The organism is Cobetia sp. 5-11-6-3 (genome assembly GCF_013374055.1).
GTDB lineage: Bacteria > Pseudomonadota > Gammaproteobacteria > Pseudomonadales > Halomonadaceae > Cobetia > Cobetia marina.
In genome coordinates this window covers 49,047-66,234 of record NZ_BLWJ01000010.1, presented here as the reverse complement: position 1 = coordinate 66,234, position 17,188 = coordinate 49,047, and the positions used below count along the sequence as shown (strand labels likewise).

14 protein-coding genes are annotated in these 17,188 nt (G+C 64.8%); 12 read left to right on the top strand and 2 right to left on the bottom strand.

Annotated features, from left to right (window positions below; translation table 11 throughout):
• Nucleotides 1-154 precede the first annotated feature (154 nt).
• Nucleotides 155-3,097, top strand: coding sequence for an RNA polymerase-associated protein RapA (gene rapA, locus HXS66_RS15240; protein ID WP_136939709.1), 2,943 nt, complete (start codon nucleotides 155-157; stop codon nucleotides 3,095-3,097).
• Between the two features lie 166 nt (nucleotides 3,098-3,263).
• The gene (locus HXS66_RS15235) at nucleotides 3,264-4,028 is read left to right on the top strand and encodes an RluA family pseudouridine synthase (RefSeq protein WP_176503968.1); all 765 of its coding nucleotides are present in this window, start codon (nucleotides 3,264-3,266) and stop codon (nucleotides 4,026-4,028) included.
• A gap of 20 nt (nucleotides 4,029-4,048) precedes the next feature.
• Here the strand turns inward: HXS66_RS15235 and HXS66_RS15230 are convergent, their stop codons facing one another.
• Nucleotides 4,049-4,984, bottom strand: a complete 936-nt coding sequence (locus HXS66_RS15230; protein WP_176503967.1) for a TIGR01777 family oxidoreductase — start codon at nucleotides 4,982-4,984, stop codon at nucleotides 4,049-4,051.
• Between the two features lie 159 nt (nucleotides 4,985-5,143).
• Between HXS66_RS15230 and HXS66_RS15225 the strand changes: the two genes are divergently transcribed.
• The 10 genes from HXS66_RS15225 (at nucleotide 5,144) to HXS66_RS15180 (ending at nucleotide 15,048) form a co-directional block, all read left to right on the top strand.
• Nucleotides 5,144-6,295, top strand: a complete 1,152-nt coding sequence (locus HXS66_RS15225) for an NAD(P)/FAD-dependent oxidoreductase (RefSeq protein WP_176503966.1) — start codon at nucleotides 5,144-5,146, stop codon at nucleotides 6,293-6,295.
• Between the two features lie 52 nt (nucleotides 6,296-6,347).
• A complete protein-coding gene (locus tag HXS66_RS15220) occupies nucleotides 6,348-6,734 on the top strand; it encodes a sirohydrochlorin chelatase (protein ID WP_255303297.1) in 387 nt (128 codons plus the stop codon).
• 272 nt (nucleotides 6,735-7,006) lie between these two features.
• Nucleotides 7,007-7,918, top strand: a complete 912-nt coding sequence (locus HXS66_RS15215; RefSeq protein WP_077373395.1) for a MerR family transcriptional regulator — start codon at nucleotides 7,007-7,009, stop codon at nucleotides 7,916-7,918.
• Between the two features lie 51 nt (nucleotides 7,919-7,969).
• Complete coding sequence (gene phrB, locus HXS66_RS15210; protein WP_176503965.1) at nucleotides 7,970-9,520, top strand: deoxyribodipyrimidine photo-lyase; 1,551 nt, start codon at nucleotides 7,970-7,972, stop codon at nucleotides 9,518-9,520.
• Nucleotides 9,517-10,092 (top strand): nuclear transport factor 2 family protein, encoded by a 576-nt coding sequence (locus HXS66_RS15205; RefSeq protein ID WP_255303296.1) that lies wholly within the window; start codon nucleotides 9,517-9,519, stop codon nucleotides 10,090-10,092. Before phrB ends, HXS66_RS15205 begins: the two co-directional genes overlap by 4 nt.
• A gap of 86 nt (nucleotides 10,093-10,178) precedes the next feature.
• Nucleotides 10,179-10,979, top strand: a complete 801-nt coding sequence (locus tag HXS66_RS15200; protein WP_084207751.1) for an SDR family oxidoreductase — start codon at nucleotides 10,179-10,181, stop codon at nucleotides 10,977-10,979.
• Between the two features lie 74 nt (nucleotides 10,980-11,053).
• Nucleotides 11,054-12,400, top strand: a complete 1,347-nt coding sequence (locus HXS66_RS15195; RefSeq protein WP_176503964.1) for an NAD(P)/FAD-dependent oxidoreductase — start codon at nucleotides 11,054-11,056, stop codon at nucleotides 12,398-12,400.
• The gene (locus HXS66_RS15190) at nucleotides 12,397-13,227 is read left to right on the top strand and encodes a DUF1365 domain-containing protein (protein WP_176503963.1); all 831 of its coding nucleotides are present in this window, start codon (nucleotides 12,397-12,399) and stop codon (nucleotides 13,225-13,227) included. The genes HXS66_RS15195 and HXS66_RS15190 overlap by 4 nt, the downstream gene beginning before the upstream one ends.
• Before the next feature lie 10 nt (nucleotides 13,228-13,237).
• Complete coding sequence (locus HXS66_RS15185; protein WP_176503962.1) at nucleotides 13,238-14,521, top strand: cyclopropane-fatty-acyl-phospholipid synthase family protein; 1,284 nt, start codon at nucleotides 13,238-13,240, stop codon at nucleotides 14,519-14,521.
• Nucleotides 14,522-14,523: 2 nt separating this feature from the next.
• Nucleotides 14,524-15,048 carry a DUF2878 domain-containing protein gene (locus HXS66_RS15180; RefSeq protein ID WP_176503961.1) on the top strand — a complete coding sequence of 175 codons (525 nt, stop codon included), beginning with the start codon at nucleotides 14,524-14,526 and terminating at the stop codon, nucleotides 15,046-15,048.
• Nucleotides 15,049-15,069: 21 nt separating this feature from the next.
• Here HXS66_RS15180 and HXS66_RS15175 read toward each other — a convergent pair whose 3' ends face one another.
• On the bottom strand, nucleotides 15,070-16,908 hold the full coding sequence (locus HXS66_RS15175) for a bifunctional diguanylate cyclase/phosphodiesterase (RefSeq protein ID WP_176503960.1): 1,839 nt from the start codon (nucleotides 16,906-16,908) through the stop codon (nucleotides 15,070-15,072).
• Nucleotides 16,909-17,188: the final 280 nt, after the last annotated feature.

Below are 17,188 nucleotides of genomic sequence, written 5' to 3'. Positions count from 1 at the left end.
GGCCTCATGCCATGGGTGCACCACGCCCAGTGACGACACGAGAGGACAAAGACGCCTCACAAGGACAAAAGGCGCTTAAGCCACGGCGCGTGATCCGGTAAGATACCGCGCCCCTGTATTCCCGATTCCCGTCTTTGTCCTACCCCGAGGCATCATGAGCGACTTCATTCCCGGTCAGCGCTGGATCAGTGATGGTGAGGCCGATCTCGGCCTTGGCACGATCCTCAATGTCGATTTCCGCACGGTTACCGTCCTCTTTGCCGCCAGCGAAGAAACCCGCACCTACAGCCTCCGCGAGGCGCCCCTGACCCGAGTCGCCTTCGGCAATGGCGACCGCATCCAGTCCGACGATGGCGAATGGCTGATCGTCGATGATTCCAAGGAAGTGCGCGGCCAGATCCTCTACATCTGTGAACGTGAAGGCGAAAGCGCCGGCGAGCTGCTCGAGCTTCCCGAGGCACGCCTCAACGACAAGATGCAGTTCAACCAGGCCCGTGACCGCCTGCTGACCGGCCAGGTCGACCGCAATGACTGGTTCGACCTGCGTTACCGCACCCTGCGCCACTTCCATCGTGTCGAGCAGAGCCCCGCGCTGGGCCTCTCCGGCCCCAAGGTCGACCTGGTACCGCACCAGCTGTACATCGCCGATGAAGTCTCGCGCCGTCACGCACCGCGCGTGCTGCTGGCCGATGAAGTCGGCCTGGGCAAGACCATCGAAGCCGGTCTGATCCTGCATCGCCTGCTGCTCAGCGGTCGTGCCCGTCGCGCCCTGATCCTGGTACCGGCGAGCCTGACCCACCAGTGGCTGGTCGAGATGCTGCGCCGCTTCGCGCTGGATGTCTCGCTGCTCGATGAAGAGCAATGCAAGGCCCACGGCACGCGCAACCCCTTCGAAGGCAACCAGATCATTCTGGCCAGCCAGGACTGGCTGTTCGCCAACCCGTCGCGTCAGGTCCAGGCTGCCGCCTGCGACTGGGACATGCTGATCGTCGATGAAGCCCACCACCTCGACTGGAGCGAAGACAAGGTCGGCCCGGGCTATGCCTGCGTCGAATCACTCGCTCGCCAGACCGCCGGTGTGCTGCTGCTGACCGCCACGCCGGAGCAGATGGGGCTGGAGAGCCACTTCGCGCGCCTGCGCCTGCTCGACCCGGAGCGCTACCACGACCTGGAGCGCTTCAAGGCCGAGGAAGAGGGTTACGTCACCGTGGCCTCGGCCATCGACAGCCTGGACGCCCTGCCGACTGACACCAGCGGCCTGGACAGCCTGACCGCCGTGCTGGATGACGGCGACAGCCGCGCCCTGCTCGAGACCCTGATGGACAGCGACAGCGATGACGCCCAGCGCGACAGCGCCCGTCGTCAGCTGCGTGACCAGCTGCTCGACCGCCACGGCACCGGCCGCGTGATGTTCCGCAACTCGCGCACCCACGTCGAAGGCTTCCCCGAGCGTCGTCTGCACGTCCACGAGCTGGAGTTGCCCTCCTCCTACCGGCGTGTGGTGCGCAAGCTGGAGCGTGACGAGGACTACCTCGATGACCTGCTGATCGAGACCGGCATGAACCACCCCGAGGTGGTGCTGTTCCTCGACGAGATGTACCGCGCCCTGCCCGATGACCGCATGAACGCCGAGCCCTGGTGGCAGATCGACCCGCGCGTCATGTGGCTGCTGGAAACCCTGACCGACCTCGGCAACGAGAAGGCGCTGGTGATCTGTCACACCGCCGATACCGCGCGTGAGCTGTCCGAAGGTCTGCGCGTGCTGGGCGGCGTGCATGCACCGGTCTTCCATGAGGGCATGAGCCTGGTCGAGCGTGATCGCGCCGCCGCCGCCTTTGCCTCCGAGGAAGAAGGCGTGCAGCTGCTGGTGTGCTCGGAAATCGGCTCGGAAGGCCGTAATTTCCAGTTCTGCCACCACTTGGTGATGTTCGACCTGCCGGTGCATCCGGACCAGCTCGAGCAGCGCATCGGGCGTCTGGACCGCATCGGCCAGCAGTTCCCGATCGAGATCCACGTACCGGTCTTCGAAGGCTCACCGGGCGCCCAGCTGCTGCGCTGGTACCGCGATGGCATGGACGCCTTCAGTGCGCCCCACGGCATCGGCAGCGAGCTGTATTCCCAGTTCGGTGACGAGCTGGAAGAAGCCCTGCTCGACAGCGAAGAGATCGACAGCATCATCGAGCAGACCCGCGAACGCTTCGACGCCCTGCAGGCCGAGCGCCAGTCCGGTCGCAACCGTCTGCTGGAACTCAATGCCTGTCGTCACGAGCGCGCCGCGGAAGTCATCGCCGCCATCGAGACACTGGACAACGACAAGGCGCTGCCGGGCTACCTGGAGCGCGCCTTCGACATCTTCGGTATCGAGAGCCGGGACCTCGGCGATGGCATCACCTACCTGGCACCAGGCCCGCACATGCTCGACGGCCTGCCGGGGCTGGTGAAGGGCGAGGAAGGCTTCAGCGTCACCAGCGATCGCGCCACGGCGCTGTCACGCGAAGATGTCCAGCATCTGTCGTGGGAGCACCCGCTGGTCCGCGAGATGCTGGTGCGCATCATCGATGGCTCCATGGGCAACACGGCGCTGGCACTGCTCAAGCACCCGGCGATCCCGGGCGGTCGCCTGATGACGGAAGTGGTGTTCCGCACCCAGTCCACCGCACCGCGCGGCTTGCGCCTGGGTCGCTTCCTGCCACCGACCGCCATCCGGGTGCTGCTGGATGAAAACGGCAGCAACCTGTCCGACAAGGTCTCCTTCGGCGGGCTGGCCAAGAACCTCAAGCCGGTCAAGAAGGCGGTCGCACGTGATCTGATCAAGCAGAGCCACGCGACACTGCGCAAGCTGATGAGCGACGCCGAGCAGGAAGCCGAGCGCGAACTGCCGAGCATCGTCGAGCAGGCCCAGCAGCAGATGCGTGAGCAGCTCAGTGCTGAGCTCGCCCGCCTCGAAGCATTGGCCAGCCACAACCCGTCGGTGCGCGAGGAAGAGCTGGAAGCGTTGCGCCAGGAGCGTGCCGCTCTCGATGGCGCCATCGAGACCACGCGTCTGCGTCTGGACAGCGTGCGCGTCATCGTCACCGTGGATGCTCACGAACGTTGATCTGCCCGCGACGTGACGTCAGGTAGCCCCTGACGTCACGGCTTGCCAATGACGCAAGAAAAGCGCCCCACCTGCCATCGGCAAGTGGGGCGCTTTTCATTGTGAGTCGCCGAAAGCGTTATTCTTGGGCCTGACCGTCCAACCCCTACCACCCTAGAGCACCGTCATGGCGACATCACATCCAGAAAGCCGACCCGACACCACGACCGAGCATGGCTGGCAGGGACAACGCCTTGCCGAGGAGGTCGCGCGTGTCGAGGGAGTGGGGCTGACGCTGCTGGCGGCAGGCGATGACTGGTGGGCGATCGACAAGCCGGCCGAGCTGCCCTCGGTACCGGGCCGCGACCCTTCACGCTTCGACAGCGTCCATTCGCGCCTGTGCCGGTTGAGCGAGGACACCCGTGCCGTGCATCGGCTGGATGTGGCAACTTCCGGGGTGCTGCTGGTGGCGCGCAATGTCGAGGGACAGCGGCGGCTGTCGCGCCTCTTCCAGTCGCGCACCCTCGAGAAACGCTACGTGGCCGTGGTGGCAGGGCATCTCACGCCCGACGAGGGCAGCATCGCCCTGCCGCTGCGCTGTGACTGGCCGCGCAGACCGCGGCAGATCGTCGACTTCCTCCATGGCAAACCGGCACTGACGCACTATCAAGTCGAGCGTCACCTGATGCTCGATGGCCAGCGCCCGGATGGCTCGCCTCAGACCCTCGCCGCCAGCCGTGTCCTGCTGACACCCCATACCGGGCGCTCGCATCAGCTGCGCCTGCATATGCTGGCGCTCGGCCACCCGATCATCGGCGATGCCTTCTATGCCCGCGGCGCGGCACTCAATGCCAGTCCGCGCCTGTTGCTGCATGCGGCGCGTCTGGTGATTCCGCCGGCCAGCGACAGCGATGCCCCACCACTGGTGCTGGAAGCGCCACTGCCCTTCTAGCACTGCCTTCCTGTCAAGGCTCACTTGCGTGACAGGATATCGGCGAAGGCCACGTCGAGGGTCGGGTAATCGAAGGTGAAGCCTGCGGCCAGCAGACGCGCCGGCACCATGCGGGCGCCCTCCAGCAATAGCGTGCTCATCTCTCCCAACCCCAGCTTGAGGGCCTTGGCCGGCAGCGGCAGGATCGCCGGGCGCCCCAGACCGCGCGCCAAGGCGTGGGTAAAGCCCATGTTGGTGACCGGATGCGGTGCACTGGCATTGAAGGCCCCACTCAATTCCTCATCCTCCAGCAGACGCTCGATGATGCGGATCAGATCATGGCGGTGGATCCACGGCATGTAGTGACGGCCATCGCCGAGACGCCCACCCAAGCCGAACTTGAAGGGCGTCAACAACTTGGCGAGCGTTCCGCCATCCGCTTCCATCACCAGACCGATGCGGATGATCGCCAGGCGAACACCACAGTCCGAGACTGGCATGGCGGCCGCTTCCCAGTCGCGACACAGGCGATGATTGAAGTCATCGTGAGGCGTTGCCTGCTCGTCGATCTCGACATCACCCGGCTCGCCCGCCTTGGGCTGCGCGCCGTAATAGCCCATCGCCGAACCGGATACCATCACCTGGGGAGCCTGCCCCTCAGCCGCCAGTTGCTGACACAGCAGCACCAGATGCTCGGTGGTTTCCAGCCGCGAGCGACGCAGCTCTTGCTTGTGATCCTCGCTCCAGCGCCTCCCGGCAATCGATTCCCCCGCCAGATTGACGATGCCCTGTGGCTGCCAGTCCTTGAACATCAGCGCCGAATCCGCCGCCTTCAGGGTGATGCCCAGTTCGGCGAACTGCCGCTCGGCCCGCTCCGGACGACGTGACACCACTGCCAGCTCATGCCCGGCCGCGGCCAGTGAGCGGCAGAGTGCCTGACCGACAAATCCCGTTGCCCCCGTGATCAAGATTCGCATGCTGTCCTCCTCGGCGATGAAGCATCGAGTGTGCCAACTCTTGCCATGAATCTATACCTTTATTGTACAATCCTGCACAAGAAGTTAACTTCAAGGGATGCCGGCGTCATTTCATGCTGCATCCTCCCGGTCCATCTTCCCCAGCAGGAGCCCTGCCTGATGTCAGTATCGTCCATCGCCATCATCGGTGCCGGTATCGCCGGTCTCTCTGCTGCTTCGTACCTGGCAGCGCAGGGTCACGCGGTGACGATCTTCGAGAAGGGACGCGGCCCGGGCGGGCGTCTGGCCAGTCGGCGCACTCCCCACGGCCCCCTCGACATCGGCGCTCAGTATTTCACCGCGCGTGATCCGCGCTTCCAGTCAGCACTCGAGACATGGCGGGCAGACGGTATCGTCGCCCCCTGGGGTGACAGGTTGCTGCGTCTGGGCAAGACAGCGTCTGACACGCAGGAATGGCAGCGGCTTCGCGATGATTCTGCCCGCTATGTGGCCAGTCCGCGCATGAGCGCCCTGAGCCGCCACCTGAGCGAGGAGCTGCCGGTCAATGCCACCCTGCACACTCGCCTGCGCATCACACGCCTGATCCGCGATGAAGCGGCGGGCGGCAAGGTTCGCTGGCAGCTTGAGGACCGGGACGGCGAGCGGCATGGTCCCTTTGATCATGTGATGATCACCGCCCCGGCCCCTCAGGCCCGTGCTCTGCTGAATGACGCTGGTACCGACGCTGAAGGCAACGTGCCGGCCTCGGCGCAACAGACTCCACACTCTCTGGCGCCCGAGCTGAGCGCCCTGCTCTCGCGGATCGAGATGGCACCCACCTGGACCGTGATGGCCGCATTGGAGACACCGCTGCCGGCCCTGGCAGGCATCGAGGACTGGCAGGGGCTGCTGGTCAGTCGCGGAGATGACGCCCCACTGCGCTGCGTGATGCGACAGCATTCGCGCCCCGGCCGCCAGCCCCCCTCGGGGGCTCGCGAGACCCTGAGCCTGCTGGCCACCGCCGGCTGGAGCCAGACTCACCTGGAAGACTCGCCTGAGGACATCTGCGCGGCACTCTGGCAAGCCTTCACGGCACTGCCCGAGATCCAGGCGCTTGGCGAGGACTGGAGTGAAGGCAAGGTATCGCTCACGGCCCATCGCTGGCGCTATGCTCATCCGACCCGCTGCGCACCTCAGGCAATGCCCGCCTCGCCGATGAGCCAGCACGGTCTGAGCCTGGCGGGCGATGCACTGAAAGGGCCGCGAGTCGAAGATGCCTGGCTGTCAGGACGCGAAGCGGCAGAGCGACTGGCTGACGCGCTGAACTCATGAGCCCGCGAGTTCAGAGAACTGACCCACGATCCCCCCATGACAGGAAGCCCTCATGAGCAAGATGGAACACCAGGATGACGCCTTGATCCTGCTGGCGCATGGCTCGCGTGATCCACGCTGGCGCGAGCCCTTCGAGGCACTCGAGACCTCGCTCGCCAGTCGCCTGAAGCGCCCGACACGTCTGGCCTACATGGAACTGTGTGACCCGCTGCTGACCGACACCATCGCCGCCCTGGCGGCAGACGGTGCGGCGCGTATCGACATCCTGCCGCTGTTCTTTGCGGCGGGCCGCCATCTGCGCGAAGACGTCCCCGCCATGCTCGAGACATCCCGCCAGCAGCATCCGGATTGTCCGATCACGTTGCTGGACCCGGTGGGTGCCCATCCAGCGTTTGTCGAGGCCTTGATCGAGATTGTGGAGCAACAGGACAACGCATGATGACCCGATGACCCGAGAGAGACTGCGAACCGGAAAGGCTCTGCGATGCCACCTTCAGGCCTGCGCGTCGAATATGCGACGTGAATTGACGCGTGATGCCACTTGTCAGGCCGAGGCGGCTGCGCCATCCTGAGCCCCACATGTACAGCTAATGCACAAGATGCATTGCCGGCATCCCGCAGCGCTTCGAATGCTTCAGTTCCCACTTCTGTGCTTCGTTCCTCTTCGTGCTTCATCCGGGATGCCTCGTCACCGCAGAGGTAACACCATCCATGACTGACAAGGCCACGGAAACTGCCAGCTCGCCCCTGTTTCCGATCCGTGAAGTCTCACGCCTGACCGGCGTCAATTCGGTCACGTTGAGAGCCTGGGAGCGCCGCTACGGGTTGATCGAACCGCGCCGTACGCCCAAGGGACATCGCCTGTATGCCCGCGAGGACATCGAGCGCATCGAGCACATCCTGCAGTGGCTCAACAGGGGCGTGCCCGTCAGTCAGGTGCGGGAGCTGCTGGATCAGCCCCAGCCAGAGACGGCGCCAATGCCGGATGAAGGCAGCTGGGGCGGCCAGCAGCAACTGATCATGGCCGCCATCGACGCCCAGGATGAGTCTCGGCTGGCGGAGCTCTACAACCAGAGTCTGGCGCTGTATCCGGTCAACAGTGTGGTCGAACGCCTGTGGAAGCCGGTGGTCGAGCAGCTGGAGGAGCGTGGCACCACGACCTTCGGGGCCCGATTGGCACAATGTTTCCTCGAGAGCTTCCTGCGCTCACGTATCGGCGCCCGCCTGATGTTCGCGAATCAGGAGCGCCATGCCCCGCACATCACTCTGACGCGCCTGCCGGATGAACCGGGGTTGAGCTGGCTGCTGCTGCTGGCGCTGGTCGCCAGCGATGCCGGTTATCACGTCAGCCTGCTGGATGGCCCGCTGCCCCTGGCCGAGCTGCCACTGGCCGCTGAGCGGTTCCAGGCGCAGGCCGTGATCCTGGTCGGCACTCAGGCCGAGCGAAGCGATGTCATGCGCCGCCAGTTGCCGCGGGTGGCAGAACAACTCTCCGTGCCGTTGGCCATCGCTGGCCCGGCCGCCCAGATTCGCCAGCAGGAGCTGGTGGACGGGCCCCTGGAAGGTCTCGGGGCCGACCCCGTTCAAGCGGTGGTCCGCCTGAGGTCCTTGCTGGCTCGTTGATCCTCCCGAAGCTCCTGCGCGATGCACATTTTCGACCGCAAAGGAGCTTTCATGCCTGCCCCTTCTCCCACATCCCGCACTGCCACCGCCTCACGGTCTCCCGGTACGGACACCGAATCCGGGGCTGACTCCGACGCGAGCCGACAGCCTCTGCAGCTCGTGTGGCTGCGAAGCGACCTGCGCGTGCATGACAATACCGCCCTCTCGCAAGCGGCCGCACGCGGCCCGGTGGTGGCGGTGGTCATCCCCTGCTACGCCCAGTGGATGACCCATGGTCATGGTGCCAACAAGCTCGACTTCCTGCGTCGCGGTCTGCACGTCCTGCAGCAGGCACTCGCCGGCCATCACATCCCGCTCAAGGTCCTCGACTGCGACACCTTCGCGGAAGTACCCGAAGCGCTGGCCACGCTGTGCACGCAACTTGGCGTCCAGGCGCTGCACTTCAATGACGAGTACGCCGTCAATGAGCGCGAACGCGACAGACTCGTCCGCGCGCGCCTGGCCGACAGCGACATCCGCCTGCATCGCTACACTGACATGCTCGCCTTCACGCCCGGCGAACTGCTGACCGGCAAGGGCGATTACTACGGCGTCTTCACGCCCTTCTCCAAGCGCTGGCACAAGGAGATCGACGCGCGGCGTCTGGCGCTCAATGAGGCTCCCGCGGTGCAGGATGCGCCCCGAGACGCCGAGGGACGCGAGATTTCGGGAGACGCCATTCCCGCGCTTCCCGACACGCCAAGCGTCGACGTGGAACATGGGCCGAGCGAGCCGCTGGAGGCGGAGCGATGGCCTGCCGGCGAGGATGCCGCTCAGGAGCGCCTGGAGCGCTTCATGACCTTCCGGGCGCGCCGCTACCACGAGCAGCGCGACCTGCCCGCCACGCGCGGCACCAGCGAACTGTCCCCCTATCTGGCGCTCGGCATGATCTCGGCTCGACAGTGCTACGCGGCGGTATTGGCGGAAAACGGCAGTCTCGCCGACGGTGATGTCGGCCTGACCACCTGGGTCAACGAGCTGATCTGGCGCGAGTTCTACCAGCACATCCTGGTCGGCTTTCCGCGCGTCAATCGCCACCGTCCCTTCCAGCGCCATACCGAAGCCCTGCAATGGCGCGATGATGACGCAGGCTTCGCCGCCTGGTGCGAAGGGCGTACCGGCTACCCCATCGTCGATGCCGCCATGCGCCAGCTGGTCGAGACCGGCTGGATGCACAATCGCCTGCGCATGGTGACGGCCATGTTCCTCACCAAGCACCTGTTGATCGACTGGCGCCGTGGTGAGGCCTACTTCCTGGCGCACCTGGTGGATGGTGAATTGGGGGCCAACAATGGCGGCTGGCAGTGGGCCGCCTCGACCGGCACCGATGCCGCGCCCTATTTCCGCATCTTCAACCCCACCACCCAGGGGCAACGCTTCGACAAGGACGGCGACTTCATCGCAAGCTTCGTGCCTGAGCTGGCCGAACTTCCCGCCAAGCGTCGTCACCAGCCCACGGCTGACGACTGCCATGCCTGTGGCTACCCGCGCCCGATCGTCGACCACAAGGCCGCCCGCCAGCGAGCCCTCGATGCCTTCAAGGCGCTCACCAGAAGCGAATGACCCTGCCAGGCGGCCTGCTGATCTCCAGCGGGCCGCTTTTTCATTGCCTCGACGTCAGGAGCACAGCCATGCAATCGCTGCCCCCCGAGATGAGCCCGGCGCTGGTTCGGGTCTGTCGCCTTTACGAAAAGCTGGACAAAACCTCTACAGAGCTGCTGAAATCAGTCTATAGTGACGATGTCGTTTTTCGCGATCCTCTGCACGAAGTTCAGGGCCTCGAAGCGCTCAACCAGTATTTCTCAGGGTTGTACACGAATGTCTCATCGATTGATTTCGTGTTTCATCATCCGCTGGGCCCGACTCGGCCAGAGCCAGCCGCCACGTCGCATGAGGCACAGGACACGTGGAAGAGCGCGGAGCAGGGACTGGCATGGTTGAGCTGGACGATGACCTATCGCCATCCGCGCCTGAACGGCGGCAGCGATATCGTGGTGGAAGGTGCCTCACGCCTCGAATTCCGACACGGCAAGGTATGTCGGCACCGTGACTTCTTCGATGCCGGCGAGCTGCTCTACGAGCAGGTGCCGTTGCTGGGCAAGGTGATCAGGCTGCTCAAGCGACGCATGGACTGATGTGCCCCCAGGCACGCAGATGACATCCCCCACCGACAGTCAAGCGGTGCGCTCATCGCGACAGGCGAACACGCCAAGGAGAGAGAATGCCCAGTCAAGCCAGGCCCCCAGCCACGACACGCAAGCGCATCTGGTTGACCGGTGCCAGCTCCGGGATCGGTGAAGGGCTGGCGCGTCGCCTGCTGGCCGATGGGCATCGTGTCGTGCTGAGCGCACGCTCCACCGACAAGCTGAAGGCCATCGCGGCCGACGCCGAACAAGGCCCCGGTGATGCACTGGTGATCACGCTGGATCTCACCGACCGTGATGCCATCCGCACGGCTGCACGACAGATCGAGGAAGACTTCGGTGGACTCGACCTGATGCTCCTCAACGCAGGTACCTGCGAATATCTGGATGCACGTGATTTCGAGGCCGACCTGGTTCACCGAGTCTTCGCCACCAATTTCCAGGCAGCCGTGGATGTGATCGAGAGCGCGCTGCCCCTGCTTCGCACGGCTGCCGCGCAGGGGGGAGAGCGGCCACAGCTGGCGGCGGTGTCGAGTGCCTCGGCCTACCTGCCGCTGCCACGCGCCGAAGCCTACGGAGCTTCCAAGGCTGCAGTGAGCTACTTCCTCGAGTCGCTGCGGCTGGACCTGGATGCCCAGGGGATCGATGTCAGCGTGATTCATCCGGGCTTCGTCAAGACACCGCTGACCGAGCGCAATGACTTCCCGATGCCGATGCAGGTCACGGTCGATCAGGCCGTCGAGGCGATCGTGTCAGGGCTGGCGCGTCACCGGCTCGATATCCACTTCCCCAGGCGCTTCACGCTGCTGGTGAAGCTGCTGGGCATTCTACCGCCGACATTGCGCCGCCAGATCGGACTGCGCATGACGCGAGATTGACCGACATCAGGCATGCGGATGCCTGCCACGAACAGCATGTTTCTTGATCGCAGGTCTTCCTTCTCTGGAGTGGCATGAATACAACGACGTCACAGGCAACAGCTCCTCTTCCCCGCCAGCGGATCGCCGTCATCGGCAGCGGCATCAGCGGCATGGCAGCGGCCTACTACCTCAGTCGTCACCACGAGGTGCATGTCTTCGAGTCGGCCGAGCGTCTCGGCGGCCACACTGCGACCATGGACGTGCAGACCGCCGATGGCAGCGAATGGGCCATCGATACCGGATTCATCGTCTTCAACGACCGCACCTATCCCCACTTCCAGCGCCTGCTGGAGCGTCTAGATGTCGCCTATCAGCCCACCGAGATGAGCTTCTCGGTACACACCACCGCCGAGGACTTCGAGTACAACGGCCATACGCTGATGTCGTTGTTCGCCCAGAAACGCAACCTGTTGCGCCCGCGCTTCTATCGACTGCTGCGTGACATCCTGCGCTTCAATCAGCAGGCCGCGGCGGACCTGGACAGCGGCAGACTCGCCGAGGGCGCGACCCTGGGCAGCTATCTCGACGCCAACGGCTACTCACAGGTGTTTCGTGAGCATTATCTGCTGCCGATGGGCGCGGCGATCTGGTCCGCCAGCATCGCGGACATCGAGCGCTTCCCGCTGCAGTTCTTCGTGCGCTTCTTCCGCCATCACGGTTTGCTGTCGATCAACGATCGTCCCCAGTGGTTCACGCTGATCGGTGGGTCACGCAGCTACATCGCCCCGCTGACCGAGAGCTATGCCGAGCGCATTCACCTCAACAGCGAGATCCGCCAGATACGGCGCGATGTCGACGGCGTGACACTGGAGCACGTCGATGGGCGCTGCGAACGCTTCGATCAGGTGGTGCTGGCCTGTCATGCGCCTCAGGCACTGGCTCTGCTGAAAGACGCCAGCGCCTGTGAGCAGGACGTGCTCTCGGCGATCACGACCCAGCGCAATGATGTGGTGATGCACACCGACACCTCCCTGCTGCCCAGGCGTCGTGAGGCCTGGGCGAGCTGGAACTACCGTCTCGATGGCCGGGATGACGCCCAGCGAGCCAGCGTCACCTACGACATGAACATCCTGCAGCGCCTCGATGAGCGCGACTACCCGCCTCGAGAGACCTTCTGCATCACGCTCAACGACAGCGATGCCATCGACCCCGCCCTCGTACTGGGCCGTTACGCCTATGATCACCCGCGCTTCACGCTTGAGGCCGAGGCCGCCAAGCAGCGCTTCATGGAGATCTCCGGTGTCTCGCCACGGCCTGGTGGCCCGGTGGGACGCACCCATTTCTGTGGTGCCTGGTGGCGCAACGGCTTCCATGAAGATGGCGTGTGGAGTGCATTGCGCGTCGCCGAGGCACTGGGTGCCCGCGAGGCAGACGATTGAAGGCGCCCGCCAGCCGTATCGGCTACGGCACGCTGCGCCATCGCCGCCATGCGCCGCGCCAGCATGCCTTTCGCTATCGCGTCGCGATGGCGTGGCTGGCGCTGGATGAGCTGCCGGACCTGATGGCAGGCCGGCGTCTGGCAAGCGCCAGTCGGGCGGCACCGCTGGCCTTTCGCGAGCGCGACCATCTCCCGGCAGCCCTGCACGGTCTGACGGATGGCCCATTGATCGAGCGTGTCCATGAGGCTTGTCGACGCGAGCTCGCCATGGCGGGCGATCATGCGCCCCTGCCGCAAGGCCGCATCTTCCTGCTGACCCAGCTGCGGCATTTCGGGGTGGGCTTCAATCCGATCCGACTCTATTACCTCTACCACGCGACGGGCCAGCTGGGCGCCGTGCTCGGTGAGGTGACCAACATTCCCTGGGGCGAGCGTGTGCTGTATGCCTCGCGCACCGATTCGCGACGGCGCACGCATTCGGCGCATTTCGACAAGCGCCTGCATGTCTCTCCCTTCATGCCGATGGGCATGCGCTATCACTGGCGCTTCAATGACCCCAGCAACGATGAGCTCCTGTTGCACATGGAAAATCATCCACTGGGCGAGGAAGTGACACGCAAGCCCGGGGAATCACTCTTCGATGCCAGCCTGAGCCTGCATCTGGAACCCGCGACTCCACGCGCCATGACCCGCCTGCTGCTGCGCTTCCCGTGGATGACGCTCAAGACCGTGGCAGGCATCCATTACGAGGCGCTGCGTCTGGCGCTCAAGCGCGTGCCGATCTTCGATCATCCGCGCCCTCAGCCAGAGACTCGGCATCCGTCATGAGGACATCACCATGAGCCAGTTTGAACCCGTTCCCCCCAGTCCGGTGGCAATCCCCCGTCACGATGACCGCCTGACCCGCCTGCTGCGCCCTCGGCTGCTGCGCATGCTCGACAGACTCGAGGGCGGCAGCCTGACCGTGCTGGAAGGTCGTGAGCGCCATGTGCTGGGGCAAGGGGGGCCACGTGACATCACGCTGCGCATCCACGATTCGCGCGCCTGGCGGCGCATGGCACTGGGGGGCACCGTCGCGGCGGCGGAAGCCTACATGGACGGTCAGTGGGAGACGGATGATCTGGTGGGGCTGGTACGTCTGTTCGCCTTCAATCTGGAACAGGTCAATGACTCGGTGGACAGCGGGACCTCGCGCCTTTCCAAGTGGGCGCTGAGTGTCGCCTACGCGCTGGCGCGCAATACCCTGGCGGGCTCGAAGCGCAATATCTCGGCGCACTACGATCTTGGCAACGACCTCTTCACGCTGTTCCTCGATCGCGAGCACCGCATGTACTCCGCGGCGGTCTTTCCGCATCCCGAGGCAGACCTCGAGGAAGCCTCGACGCACAAGCTGGAGCGACTGTTCGACCTGCTGGAGCTGGGGCCACAGCATCATCTGCTGGAGATCGGTACCGGCTGGGGCGGCCTTGCCATCCATGCTGCCCGAACGCGCGGCTGTCACGTGACCACCACTACCATCTCCGATGAGCAGCATGCCTACACGGCGGCACGCATCGCCGAGGAAGGACTGGAAGATCGCATCACGCTGCTCAAGCAGGATTATCGTGCCCTCGAGGGCCGCTTCGACCGTATCGTCTCGGTGGAGATGATCGAGGCGGTCGGGCATCAGTATCTGCCGACCTACCTGAAGACTCTCGAGCGACTCCTCAAGCCCGAAGGCCTGATCGCCCTGCAGGCCATCACGATCCGTGATCAGCGTTTCGCGGCCGCCAGCCGCGAGATGGATTTCATCAAGCGCTACATCTTCCCGGGCGGCTTCCTGCCCTCACATGGCGCCATACTGGGTGCCATGCAACGTGATACCCAGCTGAACCTGCTGACACTCGAGGATATCGGCCTGCATTACGCGGCCACGCTCAAGGCGTGGGGGCAGCGTTTCGAGGCACGCCTCGACGATGTCTATGCACAGGGGTATGACGAACGCTTCGTGCGGATGTGGCGCTACTACCTGGCCTACTGTGAAGGGGGCTTCCGGGAGCGCACCATCGGCACCTGTCAGCTGCTGCTGGGAGGCCCTGGCGCCCGCCCGGTGCAGATGGGACTCAAGGACTGGAACGCCTGAACGTGCGCTCTCCACGCATCACCCCACTGCTGAATGCCGGGCTGTTTCAGCTTGGCTGGTTCAGCTGCGTGCTGGGGGGCGCCTGGGTCGCACTGCTGGTCACCCCGCTCATTCTGGCCGCGCATCTGGGCTGGGTCGTCCCACAGGCCCGGCGCGCACGAGAGCTGCGATGGCTGGGGGGCTTTCTGGCACTGGGCATGGTGGTGGACGGCGGTCTGACCCTGGCCGGTGGCTACTCGCTGCCAGCCACCGCGCCGGACTGGACACACTGGCTGCCGCTGCCCGTGTGGATGTGGTGCCTGTGGCCGCTGTTCGCCAGTACCGTACATCATGCATTGCACTGGCTATGGCAGCGCCCATGGCTCGCCGCCATCGGCGGGGCGACAAGCGCGCCCCTGTCCTATTACGGCGGCGCTCAGCTCGCTGACGTCACGCTCGCCGATTGGCTGTTGCCGGCACAGGCCCTCAACTGGGGCGGGCTATGCCTGGCCATCTCGCGCTGGAAGCTGGCCCAGCCAGGCACATGATGTCCGTGCATCGAGGCGGCTTCAGGCCATGGCCATGGACAACTGGCCGGATTCATAGCCATTGAGACGCTCGATGACGTCTGCCGCCGGCGCGGGACGGGAGAAGTAGAAGCCCTGAATCCAGCCACAACCGTGCGATACCAGGTATTCACGCTGCTCTGCCGTCTCGACACCCTCCGCGATCATCTCCATGCCCAGCCCCTTGGCCATCGCCAATACCGCCATGGTGATGGCCGCATCGGAGCGCTCCCCCGGCAAGCTGCGAATGAAGGCCCGATCCAGCTTGAGCTTGTCCACTGGCAGATCCTTCAGATAGGACAGCGACGAATAACCGGTCCCGAAATCATCCACCGCGATCTGGTGGCCTCTGCTGCGCAGGGTCGCCAGCCGGCGCGAGATGTCACCGGCGCGCTCATCCAGCAACACCGACTCGGTCAACTCCAGGCCGATGCTGTCCGCCGGCACGTCATACTCCAGCAGCAGCGCGGCCAGCGAGGCCTCGAAATTGCCCTGTATCAGCTGCAGTGCCGAGACATTCACCCAGATGCACAGGCGGTGTCCCGCACGTCGCCAGTTCGCCTGCTGCTGCACGGCCTCGCGCAGCACCCAGTTGCCCAGTCGCAGCATCAGGCCATGGCGCTCGGCCAGCGGGACGAAGTCAGCAGGCGACACCGGCCCACGCAATGGATGCTGCCAGCGCAGCAGCGCCTCGACACTGCTCACCTTGCCGGTACTGGCCTGATGCTGACACTGGTAGTGCAGCTGCAACTGGCCATGGCTCTCGAGCGCTGCCCGTAGATCGTTGGCCAATCCCAGCTGGAGATCGGCACCGGAGTCCAGCGCCGGCTGGAAGCGCATGTCGATATTGCGACCGTGGCGCTTGGCGGCGTAGAGCGCGCTTTCCAGGCGCTGCATCACCACTTCGGGATCACGCCCGTCCTCCGGTGCACGACAGCTGCCGATCGAGAGCGCCAGGTGGAGAATCTGATCGTCCACTTCCAGTGGCTGGGTCAGCGTCGAGCGCAGCTCTTCGATCCACTCACCGTGGTCTCCCCCCGCCGTGGTTCGCAGAATCACGAACTCGTCACCGCCGATGCGTCCTGCGACACCGCCGCGTGCCAGCTCCGTGAGGCGCCGCGCGAACAGCTTGAGCAGACGGTCTCCCCCCTCGGTGCCCAGCGAGTCGTTGATGCTCTTGAGGGCGTCGATGTCGATCAGCGCCAGGTCCAGGGCTTCACCGGCCCGCAAGCTGCCCAGACGACTCACCATCAGGTCACTCAGACGACGTCGATTGGGCAGGCCGGTCAGAGTGTCCTCCAGCCCGATGCGCTGCAGGTCTTCCTCCCGCGCCTTGTGGCGCGAGATATCCGAGAACAGCGCGATGTGGAACACCTCTCCCGCGCGCTCCATGCGTCGCGCCCTCAGCCACTCAGGGTACTCATCGCCCTGCTTGCGCCGGTTCCAGACCTCGCCCTCCCAATAGCCATGCACCGCCAGGGCCTGCCAATAGCGGCGATAGAAGTCCTCGTCATGGCGGCCCGAGGACAGCAGGGAGGGGTTGCGCCCGATGATCTCCTCCGGCGCGTAGCCGGTGATCCGACTGAAGGCGGCATTCACCGCCAATACCTTGTTCTGACTATCACTGATCAGGAGTCCATCGCTGCTGAGGTGCACGGCCGCCTCCAGCAACTCGCGCCGCAGATGCAGTCGGCGCATCAACCGCAGGATGTCCGCGCCTGCCAGAGTGACCGGTATCAGCGCGCACAGTCGCAGTTCGAGGCCTGGCAGCCACGGCATCAGGCACAGAGCAATGACTCCCCCCCAGATGAGGGGGCGATTGAAGGAAGCATTCGGCCACATACCGGACCCTCGGTCGAGATGACGATATCCACTACACGGTTTCATCATGCAAATGGCCACTTCACAGCCAGGCTGGCCCGCGCACCAATGCTGCCCATTCTCCACGGAAATGTCATGCCAGCCCGCTGACACCCATCGTCTTATCGACTGGCACGCCAAAAGCTGAAGCAGATATTTGCACCGCCCCATGGTGCCCTTTAGTCTGCCCCCCACGTGCATTCAGTGGGGCCAGCCATTAGACTAGCCCCATTCGGGCGTTGTTACGCCCCGTACGGCATAA